The sequence below is a fragment of the Pseudomonas sp. S2_H01 genome (genome assembly GCF_054668305.1).
Map to the genome: position 1 here is coordinate 5,398,590 of NZ_CP162756.1, position 26,003 is coordinate 5,424,592.

Annotated in this window: 24 protein-coding genes; 8 read left to right on the forward strand and 16 right to left on the reverse strand. The window is 61.5% G+C overall.

Annotated elements, in window-relative coordinates; genetic code table 11:
- Positions 1 to 224 precede the first annotated feature (224 nt).
- Complete coding sequence (locus tag AB4N84_RS24040; protein WP_074751328.1) at positions 225 to 1,427, reverse strand: MFS transporter; 1,203 nt, start codon at positions 1,425 to 1,427, stop codon at positions 225 to 227.
- 381 nt (positions 1,428 to 1,808) lie between these two features.
- Between AB4N84_RS24040 and AB4N84_RS24045 the strand changes: the two genes are divergently transcribed.
- Together AB4N84_RS24045 and AB4N84_RS24050 are read left to right on the forward strand one after the other, a co-directional pair.
- Positions 1,809 to 3,344 (forward strand): ATP-binding protein, encoded by a 1,536-nt coding sequence (locus AB4N84_RS24045; RefSeq protein WP_460047117.1) that lies wholly within the window; start codon positions 1,809 to 1,811, stop codon positions 3,342 to 3,344.
- Positions 3,345 to 3,360: 16 nt separating this feature from the next.
- On the forward strand, positions 3,361 to 3,978 hold the full coding sequence (locus tag AB4N84_RS24050; protein WP_074751322.1) for a response regulator transcription factor: 618 nt from the start codon (positions 3,361 to 3,363) through the stop codon (positions 3,976 to 3,978).
- On the opposite strand, the gene AB4N84_RS24055 is transcribed toward AB4N84_RS24050, so the two are convergent.
- Entirely contained in the window at positions 3,972 to 4,172 is a 201-nt protein-coding gene (locus AB4N84_RS24055; protein WP_074751321.1) for a hypothetical protein, read from the reverse strand. The two genes, AB4N84_RS24050 and AB4N84_RS24055, sit on opposite strands and share 7 nt — an antisense overlap.
- A gap of 11 nt (positions 4,173 to 4,183) precedes the next feature.
- Here AB4N84_RS24055 and AB4N84_RS24060 point away from each other — a divergent pair, with 11 nt between their 5' ends.
- Positions 4,184 to 6,466: an ATP-binding protein gene (locus AB4N84_RS24060; RefSeq protein ID WP_074751319.1), complete on the forward strand. Its 2,283-nt coding sequence runs from the start codon at positions 4,184 to 4,186 to the stop codon at positions 6,464 to 6,466.
- Positions 6,467 to 6,484: 18 nt separating this feature from the next.
- On the opposite strand, the gene AB4N84_RS24065 is transcribed toward AB4N84_RS24060, so the two are convergent.
- Complete coding sequence (locus AB4N84_RS24065) at positions 6,485 to 7,129, reverse strand: phosphohydrolase (protein WP_143024315.1); 645 nt, start codon at positions 7,127 to 7,129, stop codon at positions 6,485 to 6,487.
- 225 nt (positions 7,130 to 7,354) lie between these two features.
- Between AB4N84_RS24065 and AB4N84_RS24070 the strand changes: the two genes are divergently transcribed.
- Positions 7,355 to 7,867, forward strand: coding sequence for a helix-turn-helix domain-containing protein (locus AB4N84_RS24070; RefSeq protein WP_460043533.1), 513 nt, complete (start codon positions 7,355 to 7,357; stop codon positions 7,865 to 7,867).
- Between the two features lie 92 nt (positions 7,868 to 7,959).
- On the opposite strand, the gene AB4N84_RS24075 is transcribed toward AB4N84_RS24070, so the two are convergent.
- Positions 7,960 to 9,282, reverse strand: a complete 1,323-nt coding sequence (locus tag AB4N84_RS24075; RefSeq protein WP_460043535.1) for an OprD family porin — start codon at positions 9,280 to 9,282, stop codon at positions 7,960 to 7,962.
- A gap of 251 nt (positions 9,283 to 9,533) precedes the next feature.
- Between AB4N84_RS24075 and AB4N84_RS24080 the strand changes: the two genes are divergently transcribed.
- Complete coding sequence (locus AB4N84_RS24080) at positions 9,534 to 10,454, forward strand: LysR family transcriptional regulator (RefSeq protein WP_074751315.1); 921 nt, start codon at positions 9,534 to 9,536, stop codon at positions 10,452 to 10,454.
- A gap of 194 nt (positions 10,455 to 10,648) precedes the next feature.
- Here the strand turns inward: AB4N84_RS24080 and sctU are convergent, their stop codons facing one another.
- Genes sctU through sctW form a run of 12 tightly spaced genes read right to left on the reverse strand, consistent with a single transcriptional unit; the run spans position 10,649 to position 21,153 of the window.
- Positions 10,649 to 11,725, reverse strand: a complete 1,077-nt coding sequence (gene sctU / locus AB4N84_RS24085; RefSeq protein ID WP_074751313.1) for a type III secretion system export apparatus subunit SctU — start codon at positions 11,723 to 11,725, stop codon at positions 10,649 to 10,651.
- The gene (gene sctT / locus AB4N84_RS24090; RefSeq protein WP_460043536.1) at positions 11,722 to 12,516 is read right to left on the reverse strand and encodes a type III secretion system export apparatus subunit SctT; all 795 of its coding nucleotides are present in this window, start codon (positions 12,514 to 12,516) and stop codon (positions 11,722 to 11,724) included. Before sctT ends, sctU begins: the two co-directional genes overlap by 4 nt.
- Entirely contained in the window at positions 12,517 to 12,783 is a 267-nt protein-coding gene (gene sctS / locus AB4N84_RS24095) for a type III secretion system export apparatus subunit SctS (protein ID WP_062381833.1), read from the reverse strand.
- A gap of 7 nt (positions 12,784 to 12,790) precedes the next feature.
- On the reverse strand, positions 12,791 to 13,444 hold the full coding sequence (gene sctR / locus AB4N84_RS24100; RefSeq protein ID WP_074751309.1) for a type III secretion system export apparatus subunit SctR: 654 nt from the start codon (positions 13,442 to 13,444) through the stop codon (positions 12,791 to 12,793).
- Positions 13,441 to 13,848 (reverse strand): FliM/FliN family flagellar motor switch protein, encoded by a 408-nt coding sequence (locus tag AB4N84_RS24105; RefSeq protein ID WP_460047118.1) that lies wholly within the window; start codon positions 13,846 to 13,848, stop codon positions 13,441 to 13,443. The genes sctR and AB4N84_RS24105 overlap by 4 nt, the downstream gene beginning before the upstream one ends.
- 25 nt (positions 13,849 to 13,873) lie before the next feature.
- Entirely contained in the window at positions 13,874 to 14,596 is a 723-nt protein-coding gene (locus AB4N84_RS24110; RefSeq protein WP_460043537.1) for a type III secretion system protein, read from the reverse strand.
- Positions 14,593 to 15,141, reverse strand: coding sequence for a type III secretion system HrpP C-terminal domain-containing protein (locus AB4N84_RS24115; protein WP_460043538.1), 549 nt, complete (start codon positions 15,139 to 15,141; stop codon positions 14,593 to 14,595). Before AB4N84_RS24115 ends, AB4N84_RS24110 begins: the two co-directional genes overlap by 4 nt.
- Before the next feature lie 22 nt (positions 15,142 to 15,163).
- The gene (gene sctO / locus AB4N84_RS24120; protein WP_460043539.1) at positions 15,164 to 15,610 is read right to left on the reverse strand and encodes a type III secretion system stalk subunit SctO; all 447 of its coding nucleotides are present in this window, start codon (positions 15,608 to 15,610) and stop codon (positions 15,164 to 15,166) included.
- Between the two features lie 4 nt (positions 15,611 to 15,614).
- The gene (locus AB4N84_RS24125) at positions 15,615 to 16,964 is read right to left on the reverse strand and encodes a FliI/YscN family ATPase (protein WP_074751301.1); all 1,350 of its coding nucleotides are present in this window, start codon (positions 16,962 to 16,964) and stop codon (positions 15,615 to 15,617) included.
- Positions 16,961 to 17,917 (reverse strand): type III secretion system inner membrane ring subunit SctD, encoded by a 957-nt coding sequence (gene sctD, locus AB4N84_RS24130; RefSeq protein WP_460043540.1) that lies wholly within the window; start codon positions 17,915 to 17,917, stop codon positions 16,961 to 16,963. The genes AB4N84_RS24125 and sctD overlap by 4 nt, the downstream gene beginning before the upstream one ends.
- A gap of 18 nt (positions 17,918 to 17,935) precedes the next feature.
- Entirely contained in the window at positions 17,936 to 20,041 is a 2,106-nt protein-coding gene (sctV, locus tag AB4N84_RS24135) for a type III secretion system export apparatus subunit SctV (protein ID WP_460043542.1), read from the reverse strand.
- Entirely contained in the window at positions 20,041 to 21,153 is a 1,113-nt protein-coding gene (gene sctW / locus AB4N84_RS24140) for a type III secretion system gatekeeper subunit SctW (protein ID WP_460043544.1), read from the reverse strand. The genes sctV and sctW overlap by 1 nt, the downstream gene beginning before the upstream one ends.
- 244 nt (positions 21,154 to 21,397) lie before the next feature.
- On the opposite strand from sctW, the gene AB4N84_RS24145 reads away from it, so the two are divergent.
- The 3 genes from AB4N84_RS24145 to AB4N84_RS24155 all read left to right on the forward strand — a co-directional run bounded on the left by AB4N84_RS24145 (position 21,398) and on the right by AB4N84_RS24155 (position 25,768).
- Positions 21,398 to 21,952: an RNA polymerase sigma factor gene (locus AB4N84_RS24145; protein ID WP_460043546.1), complete on the forward strand. Its 555-nt coding sequence runs from the start codon at positions 21,398 to 21,400 to the stop codon at positions 21,950 to 21,952.
- A gap of 437 nt (positions 21,953 to 22,389) precedes the next feature.
- A complete protein-coding gene (locus tag AB4N84_RS24150; protein WP_460043547.1) occupies positions 22,390 to 24,750 on the forward strand; it encodes a type III effector HrpK domain-containing protein in 2,361 nt (786 codons plus the stop codon).
- A 124-nt stretch (positions 24,751 to 24,874) separates the two neighbouring features.
- Entirely contained in the window at positions 24,875 to 25,768 is an 894-nt protein-coding gene (locus tag AB4N84_RS24155; protein ID WP_460043548.1) for a lytic transglycosylase domain-containing protein, read from the forward strand.
- Positions 25,769 to 26,003 lie beyond the last annotated feature (235 nt).

Genomic DNA, 26,003 nt, shown 5'->3' on the forward strand with positions numbered 1-26,003 from the left:
ATCGTACCCACGCTCCGCGTGGGCATGCCTGCCAGGACGCTCCGCGTCCACGTTGACGCAGAGCGTCAGTCGCTGCGTTACCACGCGGAGCGTGGGAACGATCGGGTAAGCAGGTCTGCACCACCAAGCCAATCGATCCACGCACCACCCAGCGTCACCCAAAAAAACACCCCGAACGCACAAGCCCCCGAGGTGTTGAAGTTCGCGATGACGCCATTCAGCTGCTACGCCCGCTGCTTAAAACCAACGATCAAAAACACCACCAGCGCCAGCACCGGCAGCCCCGTCCCCAGCGCGATCACGCCCTGCCAACCATGATGCTCATACAGCCCGCTGGCCAGCGCCGAACCGATTGCGCCACCGACAAAAATGCTCGTCATGTACAACGCGTTCAAACGCCCTCGGCTCGCCGGATCCAGCGCATAGATCGCCCGTTGACCCAGCACCATGCTCATCTGCACCGCAAAGTCCAGCAAGACGCCGGTCACCGCCAGGCCGATCACACTGTAGCCCGGGTCTTTGAGACCCAACAGAAACGCGACGGGGGCAAGCACCAGTGCCACCAGCGAAGCCCGTTGCGTAAGGCCCTTGTCGGCCAACCGACCCGCAATCGGTGCGGCGATTGCGCCCATCGCACCCACCAGCGCGAATACGGCGATCTGGGTCTGCGACAAGCCGAAACGACGCGCCAATTCCATCGGCACTGCGGTCCAGAACAAGCTGAATGCCGCGAACAGCAGCCCCTGATACAGCGCCCGCTGGCGCAGTACCGCATGCCGACGCATCAGAGTCATCAGCGATTTCAACAATTCACCGTAAGACGCTTTGTGGTCAGGCACCCGTTTCGGGATGGTCAGCGCCAGCACGGCGACGATCGCCAGCATCACCCCGGCGGCGTACAGGAACACCGCGCGCCAGCCGAAATGGTCGGCCACCAGGCTCGACAGCGGACGGGCGAGCAGGATGCCCAATAACAGGCCACTCATGATGTTGCCCACGACCTGGCCGCGAGACTGCTCGGGCGCCAGGTGGGCTGCCAGCGGAATCAGCATTTGCACCGATACCGAGCTGAAGCCGATGACCAGCGAAACCAGGAGGAACCCGTTGGCGTGTTGCAGCGTCGCGGCCGCCAACAGGCTGGCGCCGGCCACCACGGCGGTGGCGATCATCAGTTTGCGGTTTTCGACAAGGTCGGACAGCGGCACCAGAAACAGCAAGCCCAATGCATACCCGATCTGGGTCAGCGACACGATGAGACTGGCATTGCTGGACGAGAGGCCAAGGTCCGGCGCAATCAGCTCAACGATGGGCTGGGCGTAGTAAAGATTGGCGACGATGGCGCCGCAGCAAAAAGCAAAAAGCAGCACCATGGCGCGGGACAGCCCTTGCGCGGGTGCTTTGAGCGTGGAGGTCAGGGGAGTGGTCATGTCTGTCTGCTCAGTCAGTTGCGAGAGATGAGTCGATCGGTCATCGACGATTGGCTGAGACGTTAAAGCAGTCGTTGAAACTGGAGAATGGGACGGCTGCGCAAAGCCGTATTGCTCGTTATGCAACGACAGATCGCTGTATTAACAACTAATGATCGGCCAATAATGGTCTACCGTTTTTGGCGGGTGATCAGGTGTTAGATCAATTACTTCGTAGTCACTACCCCTACGGGTAATATCGATCATTGTCGTTTACTGATTAGATGAATGCTGACTAAAAATGGATCAGCTGCGTTGTACGTGTGCACGGGCAAATGACTTCGTGCCTGCGTTCGGCGATCTCAGGGCGTGCGAATCCAATCTAAGGACTGCGTGAATACGATGATAAGTCTCGGTCAGGCTATGGTGTCCCTGGACCTCAGGGACCTTTTCAAAGACGGCGTTGCTCTGCGCATTGGCACTCGCGCGTTCGATATTCTCGAGCTGCTGATCCGTCATCAGGGGCAATTGGTGAGCAAGGAGCAGATCCTCCAGCGGGTCTGGCCTGACACGGTCGTCGAAGAAAATAACCTCCAAGTGCACATCTCTGCATTGCGCAAGGCGCTGGGCAGCGATCGTGACCTGATTCGTACGATTCCCGGGCGCGGCTACCTGTTGCTGGGCGGCGAGGGTGGATTCGTCGAGGACGTGGGGCCGGAAGAGGTCCGCACGGCGCAGTGGCATCAAGGCGTGCTTGGCAACCGGTTGCCGGCGGGTGTCGAGCTGGTTGGACGCGCGTCTTTGCTGGGTGAGGTCAACGCGGCATTGAGCGACCACCATGCGCTGATCACGCTCATCGGTCCGGGCGGTGTCGGCAAGACCAGCCTGGCGGTGGAATTGGGACGGCAGCGGCTGGAGGGCCAGTCGTCTGCGGTGTATTTCGTTGCGCTGGCCGAGTTGGAACACTCTGAAAGTCTGCTAGATGCATTCTTCCAGGCATTGGGAATCGACGTTTGGCCCGCTGATCCGCTGGTGTTTCTGATTCAACAGCTGGCTCAGCGCTCCGGCCTGCTCATCCTGGACAACTGTGAACACCTGATCGATCAGGTGGCTGCGCTGGTGGAGGCGATCCTGCGGGGTGCGCCGGGTGTGCGGATCCTGGCGACCAGCCGTGAACCGCTGCGTATCGGCGGCGAGCGCAGTCTTCAGGTGCCGCCGCTGACCTCGCCGGAGCCGGACGCCACCCGTGATGCCATTCTGCGCAGCGACTCGGCACAGCTGTTTTTGCGGCACTGGAGAGCGCTGGATTGTCAGGTTGCAAGCACCCCCGATGCCGAGCTGGATGACTACAGCATCGATCTGGTGGGTGAGGTCTGTCGGCGTCTCGACGGTGTCCCGCTGGCGCTCGAAATGGCCGCCGCCCGGGCGTGTGCGTTGGGTTTGTACCAGTTGGTCGGAAGTCTGGACGAGAGCATGCACCTGCTGTCTGCCAGTCTGCGAACGGCGCCGCCTCGTCAGCAGACCCTGCAGGCGTCCCTGTCCTGGAGTTACCGCCTGTTGAGTCGCGACGAGCGCACCGTGCTCAGGCAATTGGCCGATCTGGACGGACGCTTTACCCTGGAGCAGGCTTGCAATGCTCTGCAGCGCGCGACCCTGTCCCGCAGCTGCGTGATGGACTGCATGGTCAGGCTGGCGACCAAGTCGTTGCTGATGGTGTCGGCGCAGGGGCCGTTCCGGTTTTACCGGATGCTGGCCGCGACCCGCACCTGCCTGCGGCTAGGCCTTGGCGCGGAACGGGCAAGCGACGCGCTCAACCCTGACCCCCGTGCCCCGGATCTCCCGTCGTCGCTGGCGAACCTGCACGCCGCCAGGGCTGTTTCCGTCGGGCCCGACGGGTATCATGCTCGACATCAGAGAGCGCTGGCGGTCGGCCGCTGAATTGACGGAAGAACGTATGAGAGCAACACCCAGGGTATACGTGGTGGACGACGATGCAGCCATCCGCACCGCATTGCAGCGGTTGCTCAGCTCCGAGGACATTGCCTGCAGCGTTTTCGACAGCGCCGAAGCCTTTCTCGCCCATCCGTTGGAGGAGGCTCCGACGTGCCTGCTGCTGGATGTGAATCTGGCCCAGGGCACCGGCTTCGACCTGCAGGCTGAACTGACGGTTCGAGGCCAGCAATTCCCGATTATTTTCATGACCGGTTACGGCACCATCGCCATGTCGGTGAAAGCCATCAAGGCCGGCGCCCATGAATTTTTGACCAAGCCGTTCGAGCCTGAGCAACTGCTCGATCTGGTCCGTGAAGCGTTGACCAACGACGCGCTGAATCTGACCGAGCGTTGCCTGACCTGTAATGTCAAAGCGCGTTTCAACAGCCTGACGCCGAGAGAGAAACAGGTCATGGGTTTGTTGATTACCGGCAAAATGAATAAACAGATCGCGGTGGAGTTGGGCACCAGTGAAGTCACAGCCAAAGTTCATAAAAAGCACGTGATGACAAAAATGAATGCTCGCAATGTCATCGAACTTCTGAAGATGCACGAGCGTATCGCTGTATTGCCTCAATAACTCACCGCACAAATATCCATGTGCGTAAAGAAGGTAGTTGGTATGTCACGTGACATGCAACTTGTGCCAATTATCAACACCACAAAGTTCGGTTTATGATCCTCTTCATTACTGCGCAGGGTGATGCCGTTCTGCCGGTTCTTTTTGCAGCAGGTGAACGCTGCAATGTGCATGGCCAATACCGTGAACGTCATCAAGGATTTTCATGAGCAGTGCTTACAATGCGCCAGTCGGGCTGATGTCGGGCTCGGGACCGTTCGGGCCCGGGTGGCAGGATCAGCTTGTCTGGACATTGTTGCTCACGGACGGCGCGCTTTCTCACTACAGGGTCCGGCTTGCCGCGGATCCGCAGCAACATTGGCGAATCGTCAGAGCGGTTGGCGGTGCGACGGACGACATAGCCCGTCGCCTTGTCCATGAGTTCGGCCTTGCCGACAGGCTTCTGCCGGGGTGGTCACTGCAACCCCTGGCGCTGCTCTCCTCAGAGACCGGCCCGTTGCTGGTGTTGAGCGATCCGGGTGGGCAGTCGCTTCACGAACTGGCCGATCAACCGGTGTCCATCGAACGTTTTTTGCACTTGGCGATAGGCGCCGCCACTGCGCTCTTCGAAACCCATGCCAATGGCCTGCTGCACCGGGACATCAAACCCTGCAACCTGATAGAAGGCGCTGACGGGGTCGTGCGCCTGAGCGGTTTCGGTCTGAGCGTAGACGCTTACACGGCAGCGGCTTTGCCCATTTCTGACTCGATCTGCGGAACGCTGGCCTATATGTCTCCTGAGCAGGCACGCAGGGTCGAACGCCATGCCGATCAGCGCAGCGACCTTTATGCGCTGGGTATGACGTTCTACGAGTGGCTGGCGGGGCGCCTGCCGTTCGAGGCCCTTGATGCAGTGGAGTGGGTCTATTGCCATGTGGCGCGTCAGCCGCCGGCGCTGACTGAATTTCGTGGCGACATTCCGCAGCCCTTGTCGCAACTGGTACTGAAGCTGATCGCAAAGAACCCGGATGATCGCTATCAGAGCGCAGGAAGCCTGCTGGCGGATTTGCGTTCGTGCAAATGCCAATGGCGGCAGTTCAAGGACATCCCCGATCTGGGGCTGGATCCCGACAAGCACCGTGGCTCGGCCTGGGGCCAGGACCGCACGGCGCAGACCCGCCACCAGGAAGCGATGCTGGCTTCGCGTACGTCGGTCGTTATTCCCGGAGGCCAGGATACGCTGGACCTGACGTCGGTGATGAAGGCCGCGCAGGCGTTGTCCGAGGAAACCGATCAGGACCGGTTGATCGAAATGCTCATGAGCACCACGATCATGCACGCTGGCGCGCAGCGAGCGTTGCTATTGTTGGTCAAAAACGACGCCCCGATCATCTGTGCCACCGGGCAGAGCTGTGCCACCGGGCTGGAAGTTCAGTTAGTGCAGCATGCTCCCGGCAAGCACCATCTGCCCTTGTCGATCCTGTATCGGGTCATGCGCACCCACCAGCGGCTGGTGGTCGACGACGTCAGTGTCGACGATTACTTTGGCGATGACGAATACCTTGCCAAGGCGCCTGTCCGTTCCGCGCTGTGCCTGCCGTTGCTCCAGCAAGGGCAGTTGATTGGCGTGCTCTACCTGGAAAACAACCTGGCCGCCGGGGTGTTTACCGTCGGGCGCACCGGGGTGTTGGAGTTGCTCGCCGGGCAAGCGGCCATCTCACTGGAAACTGCCAGGCTGCACCATCAGCTCAAGGAAGAAAACGCCCGTCGCCAGGACATCGAAACCGCGCTGCACAATGCCCGCGCCAAGCTGGCGCAGGTGTCACAGGTCACGGTGATGGGTGAACTGGCGGCTTCGATTGCCCACGAAATCAATCAGCCACTGGCATCGATGGTGTCCAACGCCGCGGCGAGTCTGCGCTGGCTGAACCGCGCGACACCGCAGATCGGCGAAGCGATGTCGGGACTACGGGACATTGTTCAGGAAGGCCGTCGGGCGGGTGAAATCGTCAACGCGCTGCAGTCGCTGGCGCGCCAGGGCACCCATCAGCGGCGGCGTCTGCTGATCAATGACGTGATTCGCCATGTGGTGACACTGACGCTGGTGGAAGTCGAGCAGCAGCGCGTGCTGATGACCACGCACCTCACACCTTCGCCATTGCAGGTCATCGGTTCGGGCGTGCAGTTGCAGCAAGTGGTGCTGAACCTGATTCTCAATGCGGTGGACGCCATGAGTGCAGGCGATCACGTGCTGCGCCGGCTGTCGATCACCAGCGACGTGGTGGGCAGTGATTGTCTGGTGGTCAGCGTTGAAGACACGGGGCCGGGCATCGATCACGAGAACCAGGACAAGGTGTTCAATGCCTTTTTCACCACCAAGGATAAAGGCATGGGCATGGGGCTGGCGATCTGTCGCTCGATCATCCATGCCCACGGCGGGCAGTTGTATGTGATGCCAGCGAGGTATGGCGGCACGACCTTCGTCTTCACCTTGCCTGCTGCCGTGTAGGGCTGTCCGACACCGGGTTCAATACGGCCATTTCGACGCCAGCAACTGCTCGCAAAAGCCGCCGACCTGCATGTGCCGGTCATGGAATGCCAGCACGTCCGCGTTGATTGTGCCGAAGGTGCTGTGCGGTCGATGCAGTTGTCCCAGTGCGAGCGTGTGCAAAAACTTGATCTTGAACCCCGGCTCACGGGGGAATTCGCGGAGGATGCGGCTGATTGCGCCGGGACACAGCGCCTGACCGTACGTGCCGAGCATGTCGGTGTCCACGGCGGCGGAGAGTAGTGCGGTGATCGGTGGCTTGTGCTCTGGAATCCCGGGTGTGGTGTGCAGCGCGACGGCATCCCAGACCTGGGCAATGTCCTCGCGGGAGCGGCCGTAGCCGCTGAGAAATTCCGCTGCGGCGTCGGCGCTGTCGATCTCATAGCGTTGCTGGGAATGACGGTACAGCGCCGTGACACCGATCCGCAGGAACAGCGCGCCAATGTAGAGCAGCTCGGGGTCATGGCGCAGTTCACGGCTGTTGCCCAACAGCCGGGCAAACACGAACGTACGCCTGGCCGCATCGAACAGCAGCCTGGATTGTGTGTCGCGCATCAGCTCGGTCGCCGCGCGTGCCATCGCGCTGTCGGGGATCGGGATTCCTGCAACGTATCGAGTGGTCACTTGCGTCCCTCGCAGCGAACCGAACCTCTGAGGAGAGTGACGATAAACCCCTCCACCGGCAGCGTCATTGGCGGTCGCCCTTAATTGTTCTTAAGACGTCTGCGTCCAGAGGTTTGAGCACGCTGCCTTATTAACCCTTCAGAACGTTTAATACCCCGAGAAGGACTTTAAGGCGGTGCCCGACCAGACTCCAGAAATCGTCCACGATGACCTGGAGAGCCCGGAATGAACGCAATCAACCCGTTACTGTTTCGTTCGCTACTGGCGTCCCTGCGTTCCCTGCCAGATGACGAGCACGCCGCGCTCGAACAGGTGATGCGCGAACTCTCGGCACATTGGGTCCCGGAGGCCGCCCAGCAACAACCGCATCCTCCGTGCGATCGGGTGGCGCTTTCGCCCTGGCAGGAACGCCGCGCCAAGGAACTGATGTCCAGCCAGATGGACAAGGGCTTGTCCATCGCCCGCATCGCCAGCGAATGTTCCTTGTCCCGCAGCCATTTCTCCAGGGCCTTCAAGAAAAACACCGGGCTTTCGCCACGTGACTGGTATCTGCAGATGCGTCTGGACAAGGCGAGGGGGCTGCTCAGCGATTCCGGGCTGACCATTTCGCAGATCAGCCTGGATTGCGGGTTTGCCGATCAGTCGCACTTCACTCGAGTGTTCAGTCGTATGACCGGCGTCACGCCGTTCAACTGGCGACGCTCGATGGCCACGGCGCCCTTGTGCTGCGCCGAGTGAAGCCTGATCGCTGAGCCTGTGCGCGCCTGTTTGCGAGCCGGCGCGCTTGCACAACGATGCGCATTGACGTTTACCCGCCGTGCGAATACCGATCATTTGAGCAGGTCGAGCGGGTACTGCACGACGATGTACAAGCGATCAATGTCATCGCCGCCTTGAGCATCGTTGCTGCGGTGCGAGACGTGAGACACGTCCAGCGACAGGTCCTTGGCCGGACCGGACTGCACCACGTACTTGAGGTCGATATCGCGTTCCCAATGACGTCCGCCTTTGCCCTGAATGGGCTGATAACGACCTGACGCCTCGTCGAACGGTTGGTACGCCGCGCCTTGTGGTGCATGGGTGCCGTCGATCTGGCTGCCGCGCACGTAGCGGGTCATGAATTTCAGGCCTGGCAGACCGAACAACGCCGCATCCAGGTCGTAGCGCACCTGCCACGATTGCTCGTGTGCGCCATTGAAGTCGGCGTACTTGATCGAGTTGGCGAGGTAGATCGAGTCACCGCCGACGAAGTCGAAGGGCGTGTCGCCATCGATCTTCTGCCAAGCCAGGGTAAACGCCTGGGCACCGAGGCTGTACTTGGCGGACAGGCTGTAGGCGGTGTTATCGATGGCCCCGGCACGCGCGCTGCCCTGATCCAGCGTGCGGTAGAGATTGCTGTCCAGCAGCAGCGAGCTGTTGTCCGACAGCACGTCGATGTAGTGCAGATTGCCGTAGTACTGGCGCCAGGTGTCGGTAAGCTGTGACGCGTAGACGGAACCGCCGACCGGCGTGCTGTCGGTGGTTTCCACGCCTGCCAGGCTGATCGCGCGACCACGGGTGGTGGCGCCGTAGCCATCGAAGTCGCCCCGCGAGGTGGACGCGTTTTCGTTCTTGAAGGAGGTGAAATGCCCCGCCACCAGCTTCAGGCCTTCAACGTCACGGCTGTCGAGAAACAACCCACTGGCGTACTCCGGCTGCAAGCGTTTGTCACCGGTGTCGAGCACCGGCGTTTCCACCTCCATCTCGCCGATCTTCAGGGTGGTTTTCGACAGGCGCAGTTTCAGCGCGCCACCTGCATCCGAGTAGTCGTCCTCGGCGCGGCCGTCGCTGTCCAGCGGCAGCAGGCCGGTTCCTGCACGTCCGCGCCCGCTGTCGAGTTTCAACCCATAAAATCCATGGGCATCGACGCCCACACCCAGCGTGCCCTGGGTGAAGCCTGACTGCAGGTTGGCGATGAAGCCTTGCGCCCATTCCTGCCGGTAGCTCTGATCGGGATGCCCGGTGCGGTAGTCGTTCTGCAGAAAGAAGTTACGCGCCAGCACGTTTAACGAGGTGTCGGCCAGGAAGCCGTGCTCTGTGTCGTCGGTGGCCGCCATCAGGTCGGTGGAACATGCGAGTAATGCCAGGGTGAGCAGCGACAATCGGCTTGCCATGAATCGGCCTTCTAGAGGTAAATCGGAAACAGGCGAGCAATCTGACAGGTGCATAGCAGAGCGGATTGTTGCGCTGTGCGCTTTTTAGTCCGGCGGTGCTCTGCAGGCGGTTGCCGATCCAAAAACGCGCCTGTTCGCGTCAAGAGCACATTTGTTCAATTCCCTGGCGGAATGGCGGTGTATATCTGGCAAACTTCTGTCTCGCGCAGGCATTTGTTCACGCCTCCCTCCCTGACAACCGGAACCGCTCAATGAATCGCAACGATCTGCGTCGCGTCGACATGAACTTGCTGGTGATCTTCGAAGCTTTGATGTTCGAACGAAACCTGACCCGTGTGGCCGAGAAGCTGTTCATGGGGCAACCGGCAATCAGTGCGGCGCTGGCGCGTTTGCGCGATCTTTTCGATGATCCTTTGCTGTTGCGCAACGGTCGGGCGATGGAGCCGACCGCCCGCGCGCTGGACATCCTCAAAGAGCTGCAACCGGCGCTGGACACTATCTCCGGCGCAGTGAGCCGTGCGAAGGAGTTCGACCCGAGCACCAGTTGCGACGTATTCCGCATCGGCTTGTCCGACGATGCAGAGTTCGGGTTGTTTCCGCCGTTGCTCACCCAGCTGCGTGAAGAAGCACCGGGCATCATCGTCGTGGTGCGTCGGGCCAACTTTCTGCTCATGCCGGCGTTGCTGGCGTCGGGCGAAATCTCGGTCGGGATCAGTTACACCACCGAGTTGCCCGCCAACGCCAAGCGCAAGAAGCTGCGCGACATTGGTTGCAAGGTGCTGCGCGGCGACAAACGCCCCGGCACCTTGACGCTGGACGATTACTGCGAGCGTCCACACACCATGGTGTCGTTCTCGGGGGATCTGACCGGCAACATTGACATCGACCTGGCCAAAGTCGGCCGGGCGAGAAGGGTGGTGGTGGCCGTGCCGCAATTCAGTGGTCTGCGGGCATTGCTGGCCGGCACCGAACTGATCGCCACGGTTCCGGATTACGCCGCGTGTGCGTTGGTGGAAGGCTGTGCTCTACGTGCCGAAGACCCGCCGTTCCCGATCGAGCCGGCTGAGCTGTCGATGGTCTGGAGCGGCGTCCACGACAACGACCCCGCCGAGCGCTGGCTGCGTTCACGCATCACCGAATTCATGTCCCAGGAAACCCGGCCCATGCCGTAAGACGCGGTGTTCGCAGATTAGCCTCCCGCAGGGCGCTCCTACGCTTTTGGCAGAGGCACAGCGGCGGATGGCAGGTTGATTCTGCCCGCAGGGCGTAGGCGCGTGGCTTGTCCCGAGATCTGCTGCGCAGCAGCAGTCACACCACACAACCCCAGCTCTTTCAGGCCCACCGCCTCCCTGGACTCACGGCGACATCACGCATCCTCAATCCGGATCACCTCATCGGTCACTTCCTCAAGCTGGCGCACGACCTGGTAGATATGCGCCACCGCCAGCAAGGTCGGACGCGGGATGTGTTTGCCGGGTCTGACCTTGTACAGCGTGCGTGCCAGCCAGATGCTTTGCACCACGGGTATGCCGGCTTTTTTGGCGCGGGCAATCAGCGCCAGCGCGTCGTCGTCTTCGCCTTTGCAATGAATCAGCGGCAGCGGCGTCTGCCCCGGTCGGTAGTACAGGGCGACCGCATAGTGCGTCGGGTTCACCACCAGCATGTCGGCGTCCTCAACCGGTTTCGGCGGTGCGGTTGGGGCCTGGTTCAGCAGTTCGTGCGCCAGCTGTCGACGATGGCCTTTGACGTGCGGGTCGCCCTCGGACTGCTTGTATTCCTTTTTGATGTCCTCATGGCTCATCCGCAACTTCTTTGCATGGAAATACTTTTGCAGGGCAAAGTCGACGCCGCCGATCACCAGCAGCAACCCCAGTGTCGCCCGCAGGATGTGCCGGAACAGTTGCAGCAGCGAATGCCAGTAGGTCGTCAGGTCAGTGTTGGAGAGCAGAATCAGAGCGCCGAGCGACGGTTTCACCACGGCGTACAAGGTTGCCGCAATCGCGGTCGCCTTAAGCACGCTGAGCAACAGGTTCGTCAGGTTCTGCGCCGAGAACATTTGTTTGGCATGGGAGAAGGGGTTGATCTTGTTGATGTCCATCTTCAGGGCCTTGGGGGCGAAGAGGAAACCGATCTGCATCCAGCTGCCGACCAGTCGCATCAAGACCGCCACGCCCACGCTGCTGAGGATAAAGCCGATCAGTGTCGTCAGGCCCTCGCTCGCCACCTGCTCAAGGGTGTGCATGAAAGGCTGGCCGATTCCCTCAAACGAGAGTGACATCAGGTGCTGCAAACGCGCCACGCTTTCATCCGCAAGACCCAAGGTGACTTCGCTGACCACCAGCAGCACCAGCAGTTTACTCAGATCCTGGCTCTGCCCGACCTGACCCTTTTCCCGCGCGTCGCGCAGCTGTTTGGGCGTGGCTTTTTCTGTTTTTTCGCTCACGGCACCGGCACCAGTTGGATCAATAGATGCTTGAGGTCGGCCAGTTGCAGGATCTGACCGTTACCCAATTCCAACAAGGTGGGCAGGTAGATCAGCAGAAAAGCGATGCCCGCCATGCTTTTCGCCGGCATGGCCAGGATCGACACGTTCAGCTGCTGCGCGTACAGACCGATGATCGCCAACGCAGCCTCGATCAACAGCAACAGCCCAATGAACGGCGCGGCGTACAGCATCATGTGTTGCAGCGTCTGATTCAGTTGCTCAAGGAAGAGGTCCAGTCCATCGACGGTCATGCCCGGCAACCACGCGGTGGGCGGCCAGACCTGATAGCTGTCCCAGATCACCTGGGTGATCAATGACAGGCCGCCCGAGAGGATCACCAGCATGATCAGGGTTTCCTGAAACAGCTCGCCCAGCGGTGTGGCGTCCGGGCCGAGCGCGGGGTTGAGCTGGCCGCCACTCAACGCACCCCGCTGGCTGTCCAGCAGGGCGCCGACCGAGGCGAACATCCAGAACGGCGCATACAGCAGCAGGCCCAGCAGCGTTCCGAGCACCGCTTCCTTGAGCAGCAGCGCGCCGATCGAAAACCAGTCGTCATTGAGTGCAGACAGCGCGCGGCTGATCGCCGGCGCCGGGACCATCGAGACCACCAGCACCACCGCGTAGCGCAACGGGCCTTTGAGATACTTGAAGCAAAAGGCGGGCACCAGAATCATGCACGGCAACAGCCGAGCCGCCGCAAGACCCATGCCCAGCATCAGTTCGAACAGCCCCTGTGCGTCGAAAGGCATCTAGTGCACGCCCCCGGAACGGGCGATGAGGTCGAACGCCATGTTGATGAACTGGATCAGCTCGACGCCGATCCAGCGTCCAGTCATCGCAAGGGTCAGGCCGACCGCCGCGAGTTTGATGCCGAAGGGCAGGGTCTGGTCCTGGATCTGCATCAATGCCTGCACCAGCGAGGTGATCACGCCCACCAGTACAGCGACACCCAGCGGCGGCGCCGTGAGGATGACCACCAGAAACATGCCTTGCTTGAACAACGCCAACGCTTCCATGACCGCCTCACATATACGAGTAGAACAGGCTGTCGAGCAGGCGCGTCCAACCCTGTACCAGGACGAACAGCAGCAGCTTGAGCGGCAGGGAGATGGTCATCGGCGACACCATCTGCATGCCCAGCGCGAGCAGCAGGTTGGAGACGATCAGGTCAATCACGATGAACGGGATATAGATCAGAAAGCCGATCTGAAACCCGGCCTGCAACTCCGAAAGCACGAACGCCGGGACCGCCAGCAGCAGGTCGTTTTTGGTCGCTTGATCGGCCATGTCCTTGGGCCACATGCGCTGCGTGTTGTCGAGCAAGTGGGCGCTGACATCGGGGTCAGTATTGCGGGTCATGAAGCGTTGCAGCGGTTCGATGACCGTCATGGCGCTGGCCTGCAGTTTGTCGCTACTGCCCATCTCCAGCGGGTGGTCATGCACCCGTTGCTGGATGTCGTGGGCCACCGGTGCCATGACGAACATCGTGGCCGCCAGCGCGATGCCGTACATCGCCATGTTCGGTGGCACTTGCTGCACACCGATGGCGTTGCGGGTGATCAACAACGTCATCGCGATTTTCAGAAAGGCCGTGCAGACGATCAGCAAGAACGGAATCAGCGACAAGGCGCCGAGAAACAGCGCCAGCAATACCGGGTTCATCCCGTCCGTGATCATGCGGGCGACGCCATCCGGGTGATTTGCAGGCCCAGCCGCCCCTCGACATCCACCAGTTCGCCCTCGGCCACCACACGCTCGCCGTGACACAGCGTGGCGTGACCTGGCGTGACGCCGCTGACTTCAAGGATGGTGCCGGCAGCGACTCGGCGCAGATCGCCGAGGTTTATCGACAAGACGCCGCAGCGCAGGGTGAGCGCCATGGGCAACTGGTCGAGAGGGTCAAGCGTCAGCGAGGCGTGAATCGTCGCATCATCAGCCCCATCGTCAAGAAGGTACGGCGCGTCGACGGGCTGTTCATCCTCGTGGGCCTGCCAGTCGGATTCGGCGTGCATCGGCTGTGCCGGGTCGTCGTAGCCCTCGTCATCTACCCGCGGCGTTTCGTATTCATCGTCAGGTGACATCTCCAGTGCTTCGTCGTACAGCGTTTCATTGGCCATGTTCCAGGGGTTCCTCGTGACTGAGCTGCACAGACAGTCGCCCTTGGTGACTGTCGGTTTGCACTGCCCACTGCCGGCCGCCCAGTTGCAGGCGCCCATTGCCGTCGCTGTCGAAGTGACACAGCGAGGGCAGCAACACATCGCCGGGTTGCAGCGAAGCCAGTTGTGCCAGGGTCAACGACAGGTGTCCGAGTTCAAGCGGTTGAGTGATCAACCACGCTTCATCGAGCGTCTGTCGATGGGCGCGCCAAGGCGCGGACTGCAGCAATCGCAACAGCGTTGCGGCGTCTGCCCGGAACAGTCCATGCAGTGACTGATCCTCCCCTTGCACCTGTATCCGGCACGTCATCACAGCGACAGGCAGTGCAGTGATATCGCTGAGTGGCGCAAGAGGACAAAACAGTTCCGCCACCGCAGGGCTCATTCGCTGATTGAGCACCTGCCAGTACCACGGTTGAAAATCGCCCGCGAGGGTGACGGGCAGTTCACCCAGCAGACTCAACATGGCCTCGGCATCGCTCAGCCCGAAGGGGCCCGATGCACTGTTGAACCAATGGAGCCGGGGTTCAGCCACAGGGTCGGCAATGAGAGGGATCAGACTCACCGTGCCGTGTTCGCCCTGAACGTTGAAATGCAGGCTGACCCCCAAGCCGAGGCTACGGCTGAGGTGTGCGGTCGTGGAATCGACTTTGCGCAGTGACAGGGCGCTCATGCCGGCAGCGCTTCATGAAAGGACAAGTCGACATCCTGTCCTAAGGCCGCGGCGAGGGCGCCCTCACAGGCACGCTGATGAGGGTTCAGGCGTTTGAGCACGCCCTTCTTCGCGAAGCCCAGTTCGACGCTCCAGTGATTCTCGCGTTTGCTGGCGTTGACCTGCACTTTGCCCAGATAGGGCATCAGCAGCGTGACGTTGAACGGGCCGTCCGGATGCAAGGGTAGTCGGTGCGCGAGCTCGTCGATCAGTTGAGTCGGCACGCCGTCTGCGGGTGGTAGCAGGCTCAGGCCGCTGCCGGAAAACCCTGAGTGATCGGGCTCTTCGCTGACGGTCGGGATGAGTAGCTGTGAGAAGAACAGACCGTCGGCGTTGGTGGTTTCTGGCTGAGTCGACGGTTTCCAGGCCGCACGCACGCGGTCCGTGTCGCCACGCCGCACGCCGAGGGCAGGGCGTGTATCGGTTGAAGTAGACGGTGTGTCTGGCGTCGGCCGTACCTGCGGCTGAGGGTGGGCGCGAGGCGCGGATTGAACGGGCGTGCTCATGGTTCACCTTTTTAGTTGAGGCTTAATCGGGTTCATTGAGGGCTTCAGCCAGGCAGGCCAGCTTTTCCACGGCTCGTTGAGCCGCCTTTGCCGCGTCCCTGGCCTGCACCAGTTGCCGTTGCTGTTCGTCGATGCCCAACCGTTGCCGCTGCACGTCCTGCCGGATATAGGCCAGACGATCGAGCATGCGGTGCTCCTTCTCGTGCCAGCGATCAAGGTCATTCAGCGACATCTGTTTGTTCAGGTGCGCAACGCTCAGCCCCTGTCGCCGCTCGCGCTGGTTGTCGCGCTCTTGCGTCAACGATTCGCGGGTCTGCTGCAAATGCACCTGCATGTCTTCCAGTGCCTTCTGAGCCCGGCGTTGCGCACGCTCGGCGCTGGCCTGTCGGTGCTGTCGCAATGGCGTGAGCACGCAGATGACGTGTTCCAGCATCAGGCGCTGCGGGTCAATGTCGAGCTGTTCTTCCAAGGGCTCACTCCGGCAACTGCGAGGTCAGCTGCATCAACCCGTCGAGGGTGTCCTGCAGCGGCACGGGTTCGCGCAGGTCCTGGCGGAGAAAGGCGTTGATCGGCTCGTTCAATTGCACCGCGCAGTCGGTCACGGGATCCCCTCCGGGCTGGTATTCGCCCAGGCGCAACAGCATCTCCACCTGTCGGTAGGCGGCCATCAGGCGTCTGAGGCGGTTGTTGGCCTGTTGGTGTTCGCGACCGGTGACGTTGCTGAGAATCCGGCTGATGCTGGCCTGCACATCGATAGCGGGGTAATGGCCGCGCTCGGCGAGTTTGCGTGACAGGACGATGTGACCATCGAGCAGCGAACGCACCTCGTCGGCCACCGGGTCGTTCATGGAGTCCTGTTCGATCAGCACGGTATAGAGGGCGGTGATCGAGCCGGTTTCGCTCATCCCGGCGCGCTCCACGAGCCGCGGTAACAAGGTGTACACCGAGGGTGGCAGGCCGCCGCGTCCGAGCGGCTCGCCCGCCGCAATGCCGATTTCGCGCTGGGCGCGGGCAAAACGCGTCAGCGAATCCAGCAGCAACAGCACTTTCATCCCGCGCTCGCGATACGCCTCGGCAATGGCAGTGGCGGTGAAGGCTGCGCGTGCACGTTCCATGCTGGAGCGGTCGGAGGTCGCGCACACCAGCACCGAGCGGCTGCGCAGGGTGGCGTCCAGTTCGTGGTCGAGGAATTCGCGCAGTTCGCGACCCCGCTCGCCGATCAGGCCGAAAACGATAACGTCGCAGGCCATGTTCCGCGCCAGTTCAGCCATCAGCGTGGTCTTGCCGCAACCCGCCCCGGCAAACAGCCCGACCCGTTGGCCTTCACCCAGCAAGATGGCGCTGTCGATGGCACGCACACCGGTTGGCAGCGCATTGGTGATGCGCGGGCGTTGAGTCGGCGGCAGCGCGTCCGCGATGACCGGCAGCGTCACCCGGCGATCGCCGGGGCCGGCGAACGCGCCCTGTGAGTCTCCCAGCAAGGGCCTGCCGAAGCCGTCAAGCACGCTGCCGAGCAGACCGTCGTCAACGCCAATGCGATGCGCCATGCCGAGCGGGCGAATACGGGCCCCGACCTGAATGCCGTCGGGCGTGCCAAGGGCGCTCAGCAACGTGCAGTCACGCGTGAAACCGACGATTTCCGCCAGCATGACACTGCCGTCTGCTTTGCTGACTTCACACAAGTCGCCGACCTTGGCCGCCGGTATCTGGCACTCCAGCAGGATCCCGCTGACAGCACTCACCCGGCCGCTGACCTGCACCGCCGAAAACCCGCTCAAGCGCCGGGCGTGCCCGGTCTTCCATTGATCCAGGGCTGCGTTCACCAGTTCACCTCGTAATGCCGGTCGCCGTCGAACTGGATGCGGTTGTCGTCAATGCGGGTCAGGCGCAGCCCGGCGAGTTCGTCGCCGATGTACAACCGATGGCCGTCAGCGGTGACCAGATGGGCGTGGGGCCCGGACATGATCTGCACGATGGTGAAGGGCAGGCCGCTGCCGGAAGCCGTGACGTTATCGATCAAGGCCACGGGCGAATCGTAGCGATCGTTGAACCGTTGCAGCATGCGCTGATAGACCAGCTGCGCCTCGGGCTTGAGGTGGCCGCTCAGGGTCAGACCTTCCGGCGTCTGCTGCACGTTCACGTCGCTGAGCAGCCGGTCGCTGAGCATGGTATTGAGCTGGCGGCGGGTGTCGTCGACGCTGGTCAGTGATGTGCGCTTGTGGGGTGCGGCCGGTTTGCGCTGGACGCCGGGTTGCTCGAGCGCGGGCGCGACCGTGGCGACCGCGAGTGAGTCAGTGGCTGTGCTGCTGCGCGTGAGGCTCCACGCGCTGCCCGCAATCCCCAGCAACACGCCGATCACGATGCCGGTGGTGCGATTGAGCACGCGAGCGCGGGATTCGACCTTTTCCAGTGGCGGCGTGCCGGCGACGGGCTCGGGTTCCGGGGCCGGTGGTGGCGTCTGGATCAGCGCAGGCACCGACGGCCATGGGTCCTCGGCGGCGGAGACGCACAGCCACACCGAGCCCAGCACGAACGCGGTGTCGGGCGTCAGTTCAGTGGTTGCGTGGCGATGGCCTTCTTCGTCGCAGACCGCGCCGTCGGCGGCGTCCAGTACCCAGCGGTCGCCTTGTCGTTGAAGACGACAATGCATTTGCTTCACGCCGGGATCGTGCAGCGCCAGGTCCTGTTCTGCATCAGACCCGATCGCCCATTGTTCGCCCACCAGCGGTAGCGCCGCGCCTTGGTGCAGGCCGGTCAATACCCGTAATTCAAACATGCGAGATTCTCCAGGTACTCAAGCGGCGTGCTCGTTATCCAATTCATCGAGATCGTCATTCAGGTCGTCTTCCAGGTCGAACCGGCCCAACACCTTGACCTGTGCGGCATTGTTGATCTCGGCGAAAGACAGCACTGGCACGTGGTAGAACTCTTCCTGCAGCAAGGTCCGCAGCGGGCTGCGCAGGTCCTGTGCGACCAGCAGAACGGCTTGCTCGGCGGCGCGCAGCGGGAAGGCAATGTGCAGTTGTTGCACCAGCAACTGGCTGGTCTCGTTGTCCAGTGCAAAGAAGGTTTCAGTCTGGGTCTGGCGCAGGCCATCGCGCAGGATGCCTTCGCTTTCAGGCGTCAGGACCCAGACCAACAGGCCTTCGGCGCCGCAGTACTGGTGATAGATCTGCGACTTCAGCGCAATGCGCACGTAGTCGGCGAGCACGGTCACTTCACGTTCGTGCTGCCCGTGTTCGATAAGGGTTTCGGCGATCACGCGGATCGCCCGCAGCGGTACGCATTCGGAAGCCAGACGTTGCAAGACCGCCGAGAATCGCGCCAGTGGCAAGACCCGCTGCATTTCCTGAGCGAGTTCCGGTTGCTCGCTTTCGAGCCAGCCCAGGATCGCCTTGGTCTCCTGAAGACCGATGAATTGCGGCCCGCAGGATTGCAGCGCGCGCTCCATGCGCTCGATGATCAAGGTCATGGCATCCACCCGTTCAACGTGCGGGTCCTGCAGTTGCGGCGCATCGGCGGGTAACCACAGCCATTGGCCTTCCTGGCGATCGGTGCTGCCGTACACCGCCGCGTCAGGCGATTGCTCAAGCATGCGTGCGTCCACCGCGACATGGCTCTGGGTAAACGTGGCTTTGAGCAGCGGCACCTCGTACACCGAAAAGCGGAACTCGTCCGGTGGCAGCTGCTCGACCTGTTCGATGATGAACGAGGGCAGGGTCAGGCCGTATTGCACCACCAGCCGGTTGCGTCGTTGCCGGATCTCGCTGACCAGCGCGTCGACGTGCGCCGGGTTCTGACCGGGGTGAAACTGCAGCACGAACTGCCGGCTCGGCGAGAACGTGCGCAGGTCTTCGCGCCCGTTCATTTCAGGCGCTACCACGGTGGCCTGCGCCTGCTCGGCTTTTGGTCTGGCGCGTTGCAACTGCAACAGGCCGCCGCTGCCACAGATGATCGCGATGACGATGAAAACCGCCGTTGGCATGCCGGGCAGGGCGGCGAACCCGAGCATCGCCACCGCCGCGATGATCCAGGCCTTGGGCTGACTGGTGATCTGCTCGGCAATTTGCCGGCCGATATTGGCCTCGGCCCTGTCTTCATCGGGCACGCGGGTGATGATCATGCCGCAGGTCACGGAGATCAGCAGTGCGGGAATCTGCGCGATCAGGCCGTCGCCGATGGTCAACACGGTGTAGACCTGCAAGGCATCGCCTGCGCTCATGTTGTGCTGCACCACACCGATGGCGATGCCGCCGATCATGTTGATGGCGACGATGATCAGGCTGGCGATGGCGTCACCGTTGACGAACTTCATCGCACCGTCCATGGCACCGAAGAGCTGGCTTTCCTTGCCCAGTTCGGCCCGCCGTTTGCGCGCCTCGAACACACTGATCAGGTTGGCCCGCAAGTCGCTGTCGATCGACATCTGTTTGCCGGGCATGGCGTCGAGGGTGAAGCGCGCCCCGACTTCGGCCACCCGTTCCGAGCCCTTGGTGATCACCAGAAAGTTGACCACGGTGAGGATCAGGAAAATCACCATGCCCACGGCCAGGTTGCCGCCCACCACGAACTGACCGAAGGCCTCGACGATGTGCCCGGCGTCCTGGTTCAACAGAATCAGGCGCGTGGTGGAAATCGACAGGGCCAGGCGGAACATGGTGGTCAATAACAGTACCGCCGGAAACGTGGAGAACGCCAGCGGCCGTGGCAGGTGCATGGCGAGCATGATCAGCAGGCAGGAAATACAGATGTTGATGGCGATCAATACATCCACCAGCCCCGTGGGCAGGGGCGTGATCATCATGAACACGATGGCGATGACCACGAACGCACCGACGATTTCCGAGCGACGCATCGCCGCCAGGGCGAGTTGGTTGAGCAGGTTGATGACACGATCCATCAGGCAATGCCCCCCTGGAGCTGGTTCTGTTCCTGCCGAGTCAGTTCGGCCATGAGGATGAGCAGGTTGCCCAGTGCGGTTTGACGGCTTTTCATGTCGCGCCAGAGCAGAATCGGCAGTTGTTGCAGCATCGGGCGCAGGCCGTTGAGAAAGGCCAGCTGATGTTTGAGGTGCTTGCCGCCGATGTGTTGGGTCAGCTGCAGTGTTTCATTGAGGCTCATGCCTTTGCCCGACAGCGCCAGCAGGTGCTTGAGGAAGGCCGCCGAGTCGACTTGCAGCCCGGGGTTCTTGTTGCGCATGCGGCCCAGCAGGTGTTCGCACCCTTGCAGCAATGTCGCGACATGGCGCGCGGTATTCAGGCCATGCATCAAGGTGCGCAATTGCTGGTGGGAGGTTGAGGGTGTCAGGGCCGACAGGTCGTCGGCAATGGCGCTGCGCATGTCGCGCAAGTTGAGCTCGAATTCACCGGCCTCTTCTTGCTCACTCAGGAGAGCATCGATCAGCCCCGTGATGTTCTGCTGCCCTGAGACTGCGACCCCATAGAGGTTACGCAGGGCGCCACGGCGTTTGCTGTCGGTACCGGACTTGGCGAATGCCTTCGCACTGTTGATGCCCGCGCGGGCGCGTTGGCCGTATTGGCGGCGCAGCAGTTTGAGTTGCTGGGTCAGCACGACATGCTCACCCGTGGCGCCGTCGGCCTGCGCCTGCTTTCGCGCGGCCTGCAAGACCACCTGGGCTTTGGCCGGGTCCCCGCCTGCGAAACTCAACACCTGCGCGAGGCTGGCTGCACGTTGCTTTTGCAACTGCTTGCGCAGGTTGCGCGCTGCGTCGTCGAGGCCCGTGTCCTGACTCCCCATCAGCAGCGAATACAGCTCGCCCAGCTTCACCGCGCGCGATTGCAGCGCATTGCTGCTGGCAATCAATTCGCGCTGGCTCAGCCCACGGCTTTGTTGCACCAGCGCAGCGGCAAATCGGGAGACCTGTTGCGGCGACGTCCCGCCCATGTTCGGGGTGTTCGTGCGCAGCGCCGTGACCTGCGAAGACGCGTTGCTCGCGGCAGCGGGGGCAGGGGTGTGCAACGCAGGTGGCGCAGAGGGGGCGGCGATCTTCATGGGCAGGTTCTGAGCGTGGTCATGCGCTCTGAGTGGGTCGTCCTGCCCGCCCGGTTCCATTCACCGGGCAATCGATCACTTTGTGCCAAAACCTGTAAGGGAATCAGCGCACTCGCGCAAGATTTTGCACGGCGTGAAAAGTCATCTGTTTATCTATCTATATTTATCAGTAGGTTGCGATAGTTATTTGAGTGGCATGCATATCGCTATAGGGCTAACACACTCCAAACAAGGAAGAGCCCTGATGTTTCCCAGCCTCTCGATACTCGATATTGAATCCCCGACCCGTCGTCAGCCATCAACCGGCATTCGTCAGTTGAGCAGCGATCAGGTGAAGATGATTCGTGCGTTCATTCAGAAGCGCGTCATGAACCCGGACGACGCCGACGACATCCTTCAATGCACCTTTCTCGAGGCGCTGCGCAGCGAGCACAAATTCCAGAATGCGAGCAAACCGCAGACATGGCTGTGCGGCATCGCGTTGAACTTGATCCGCAATCATTTCCGCAAAATGTATCGTCAGCCGTATCAGGAAAGCTGGGAAGACCACGCCCATACCGAAATTGAGGCGCAAGGCGATATCGGCCACCAGGTTGACGGCCATCGGCAATTGGTGCGCGTCGTCAAAGCGATCGGCACGCTGCCTTCGAACATGCAGCGAGTGATCGAGGTGTCACTGGAAATGGACGGCAATTATCAAGAGACGGCTACGTCGCTGGGGGTGCCGATCGGCACGGTGCGTTCGCGTCTGTCTCGGGCGAGGGAGCAACTGAAGCGGCAAATGGATCCGTTCGCCTGAAGCCGGCCGGCGTGCGCCGAGCACAGCTCAAACGGCACGGGCCGTTTCAGATGTGCTCGGAGACGGTGGCGGCATTGACCAGGTCGTACAGGGCGAAGGCGCGGTTGACCAGGAACACGGTGACGGCGGTGAGGGCGACGGCGTTGATTAGATGGATAGTCATGGTCGTGAGTCCTTCAAGTGAAGAGTGGGGCGGCAAGTGATGGGGCGATGTTACGTGACGGCCCGCAAACCTGAAGACAATCGTCTTCATGGTCTTCATTAACCAGAATGATGGAGGCGTTGCAGTGCTCTGGCGCGGTGGTTTCGCAGGCACGGCATCTGCGACAGGGCACTGCCGGCAGTCTCAAGATGGACATAGATCGAAACATTGAGCGGAACCGCCCGCCGTCAACGACCACACAGTTGCCATCCTTCATTCCCGGATGGCGACCCCCATGCGTATTTCGAACAGTCCCTACAGCGGTATCGCGCCTCAACCCGACAGCGGTGATTCGATCCAGCACTCGACCCTCGGCAACGCAGCCCTCAACGCACCCAAGATGCTGCTGGCCCAGGGCGGAGCCGCCAACCCCAATGTGCAGTTCGGCGCCACCGGCACGCCACCGCAGAGCCCGGCCCAGTCCACGGATACGCAGTTGCTGTCGCTGCTGATTCAATTGTTCAAGGGCAACGCCCAGACACAACCCGGCACGGAGGCCCCTGGCAACCAGACGTTGCCTGCGAAGACGCCCGCTCAGGGCACGACAACGCCGGGACAACCCAGCACCGTCAACGATGTGAGCGCAGCCACACCGGCCGACGCGAGCAAACCCGCCGATGCCACACAGCCTGCTGGCGCACCCAAAGCCTCAGAGGCCAGTTTTCTGGATGACTCGAAGTACTCCTCGCCCAAGGAACTGAAGCGTTGGGCACCCATGGTCGCGAATCTGCCGCCTGACCAGCGAGAACAGGCCGCCAAGGAGCTCAACCGACCCATCGCCGCTGCACGCATGGCGGCGCAGGGAGGCTCCGATGGGGCCAAGGCGATGGGCTTCATCAACGCCAACCCGGCATTGAAAACCGCCGTCGACACCGGAAAACATGGCGGCAAGGCCGATGGCAAGATCACCGACGGCGACCTCAATGCGTTCGCCAAAAACATGCAAAAAGCCGCCGACAGCGCAGACAAAGACGTCGCCAACTATCAGAAAGATCATCCCGACGCTGATCCCCAGTCGCTGGAACTGGTGCGCAGCGCAGCGTTGATGCGCGCCAATGAACCGTTGACCAAAGCGGCCGATCCGAAACATGCGCAGGGCGCTGACGGCAAGACGAAAGTCGATGGGCTCACCAGTGCCGATGGCCTCAAGGCGATCCAGGACGACAACCCCGGGTTGGCAGGCGCGCTCAGGCAGTCGGCAAAAACCTGGTCGCAACCCGGCTTCCTGACGCAAATTGACCAAGGCGGTCTCGAGGGGCGCTCTCTGGCCGCTCACAGCCCGGACAAACTGTTCAGCGCCAGTAATATCAGCGACTGGATCAAGAAGCAGGCGCCCACCAACGGAGGCGAATTCGCCAGTGTGCTCAGCGACGCAGCCACGCTGAATTCGGTCGCCAACACCGACATCAGTAAATTGGACAAGGACGTGTTCGACAACCCCTCGGCCTACACCGGTGAGCAGAAAGCCGCGGTGATGGTCAAGTTGCAACAGACCCGGCAGAGCGTGGTGGCCGGTCATGATCTGCGCAAGACCGAGAAAACCGAAGATGCGCTGAACGAAAAAATCGGCCAACTGCAGGCCGATCCTGATGTCCAGGCGTTTCTCGACAAACAGATTCCACTGCAGTCGCGAGCGTTGGTTGGCAGCACGCCGCAGTTGCAAAAAGCAGTCAACGAGCAGATGCAAAAGGTCAACAGTGGCCAGGCCTTGCAGACTGACATGGCCGCCGCCGACAAGGCGACCAGCAAAGACAAGCCGAACGCGGATTACAGCAGCGCAATCGGTGGGTTGTCGGCGCAATTGCAGATGCAGAAAGACCTGCTGGGCGACGACGCGAAAGTCCCGACCGCCGACCAGGTGCTCGGCAATCGGCCTGATCTTCAGGGACAGTTGCAGGACTCATACGTGCGCAACTTCAGCGAAGGCGGCGCGGTAAAGCAGTTGCTCAATCAGAAAAAAGCCGACGCCACCGACGCCCTCAACGCTGCCGACGCACAGAAGGCGGCCTACGACAGCGTCCTGCCCCAAGGCTTTGTCCAGAGGCAGCAAGCGCACTACGTCGATGCGACGTTCGCGCAACTGCAGGCGTCCAAAAGCGGACGCAAGCTGCTTGACGATGCCCAAGGCGACAAGGATCACGCGCCTTCGATGGCCCTGCAGGTCGCCGCGCAAATGGGGCCCGGGGCGTTACGCTCGGTCGCAGGTTTCGCTTCGGTCTCGGACATGCTCGCCCGTGGCGACAAAACCGATGCGGCCAAAACCATTTACGACAGCACCAAATCCGGCTTGTCGGCGGCCAAGCAAGGCTATGACGCTGTGGCCAAATCAGCCGGCCGCGCGGGGCTGGGTGAAGTGGCCGCAAAAGTTGGTGGTCGAGTGGCGGGCATGGTCGCCGGTGAAGCGGTCGGTATGGCGGCAGGCGCCGCAATCGGCGCCTCTATCCCGGTAGTGGGCTGGATCGCCGACGCTGCCATGAGCCTGGGCTTCGGCATCTCCGCGATTATCGAAGCGGTGAAAAAACACAAAGCGCAGAAAGCTTTCGACCACAACGTCGATCCGACGCTTGCGCAGTTCGGCATTCCCAAGGCGCATTGATGGGGGGGCGTGTAGATACGGCTCTCCACTTGCAACACGCTGATTCATAACCCTGACCTGAAAGAGGTAAACGATCATGAGTATCGGTGTTTCGTCGCTTCGCCCGTTACAGGATCCGAATGCCATGCCCACGGACTTCTCGTCCCTGAGCGGCAAACATGGGCAGCCAAGTGCACTGAGCGGTGGCGGCGGCCAACACTCTATTGACCCAAGCACGTTGCTCTTCGCCAACCCCACCCAGTCCCAAGTCAACTTCGCGCCGCCCAACAGTCAGGATCCCCAGGCCAACGCGGCCAGCCCGCTGGCGGGGAATAACAGCCAGACTGGCATGGTTCAACAGATCATGAGTCTGTTGATGGCGCTGTTGCAGATGCTCACGCAGAACAACAGCAATCAGCCCAATCCCCAAAATCTGGCGGCTCAAGGCGGTGGTGGCAACGGTGGCGTTGATGGCGCGGGCGGCGGTGGCGGCAATGGCGGGAGCGGGGGCGTAGGCGCTCCGTCCAGCAACGCCGCCAGCGCGGTCCCGGGTGATACGTCGCTCTCGGGGTCGGGCGATCTGCATTTGCCGAAGCAATTGGAGCCGTACCGCGCCGACATCTTGGACGCTTCCAAGGCGACCGGCGTACCACCGAGCATTCTTGCCGGACAGATCTGGGCCGAATCACGCGGGCAATTGGGTCAGGACACCACCAACGTCAACGGCAAGACCGATGCCGGCCTGATGCAGGTCAACGCCGACACCTTTGCGGGTCTCAAGAAAGAAAATCCTGAGCTGCTCGGCAACGCTGACGTGAACAACGCCCACGACAACATCATGGTGGGCGCCTTGTACATGCGTGATCAACAGAAAGCCTTTGGCGATTGGGGGGCAGCGCTGCGGGCCTATAACTCGGGGCCTGACAAAGTCAGCAGCAACCTCTCCGACGCAGGCGGCGTAGGCGATCCCCAGTACGTGGATAACGTCATGAATTTCGCAAAAATCATCGAGAGCGGTCAGGGGCAATTGCCGGGCTGATCGATTCACTGCCTTGAAGCCGTCTGACGTCGCGTTCAGCCTGTGCGCTGAGTACAACGTTACGACGGCTTCAAGTTTTCGGCCGTTTCCATTCCATGCCCTATTGTTGCCCGCTGCCGCGTGTTCAACGCCTAGCTCCGAATCCCGACAGGTTTTTATAAAGTTCTTCACGAATCAAGTACTTGCCACTGACGTGTGACGGCCCTTCGTTTAGTTCGTTCTGTCATGCCCTTAT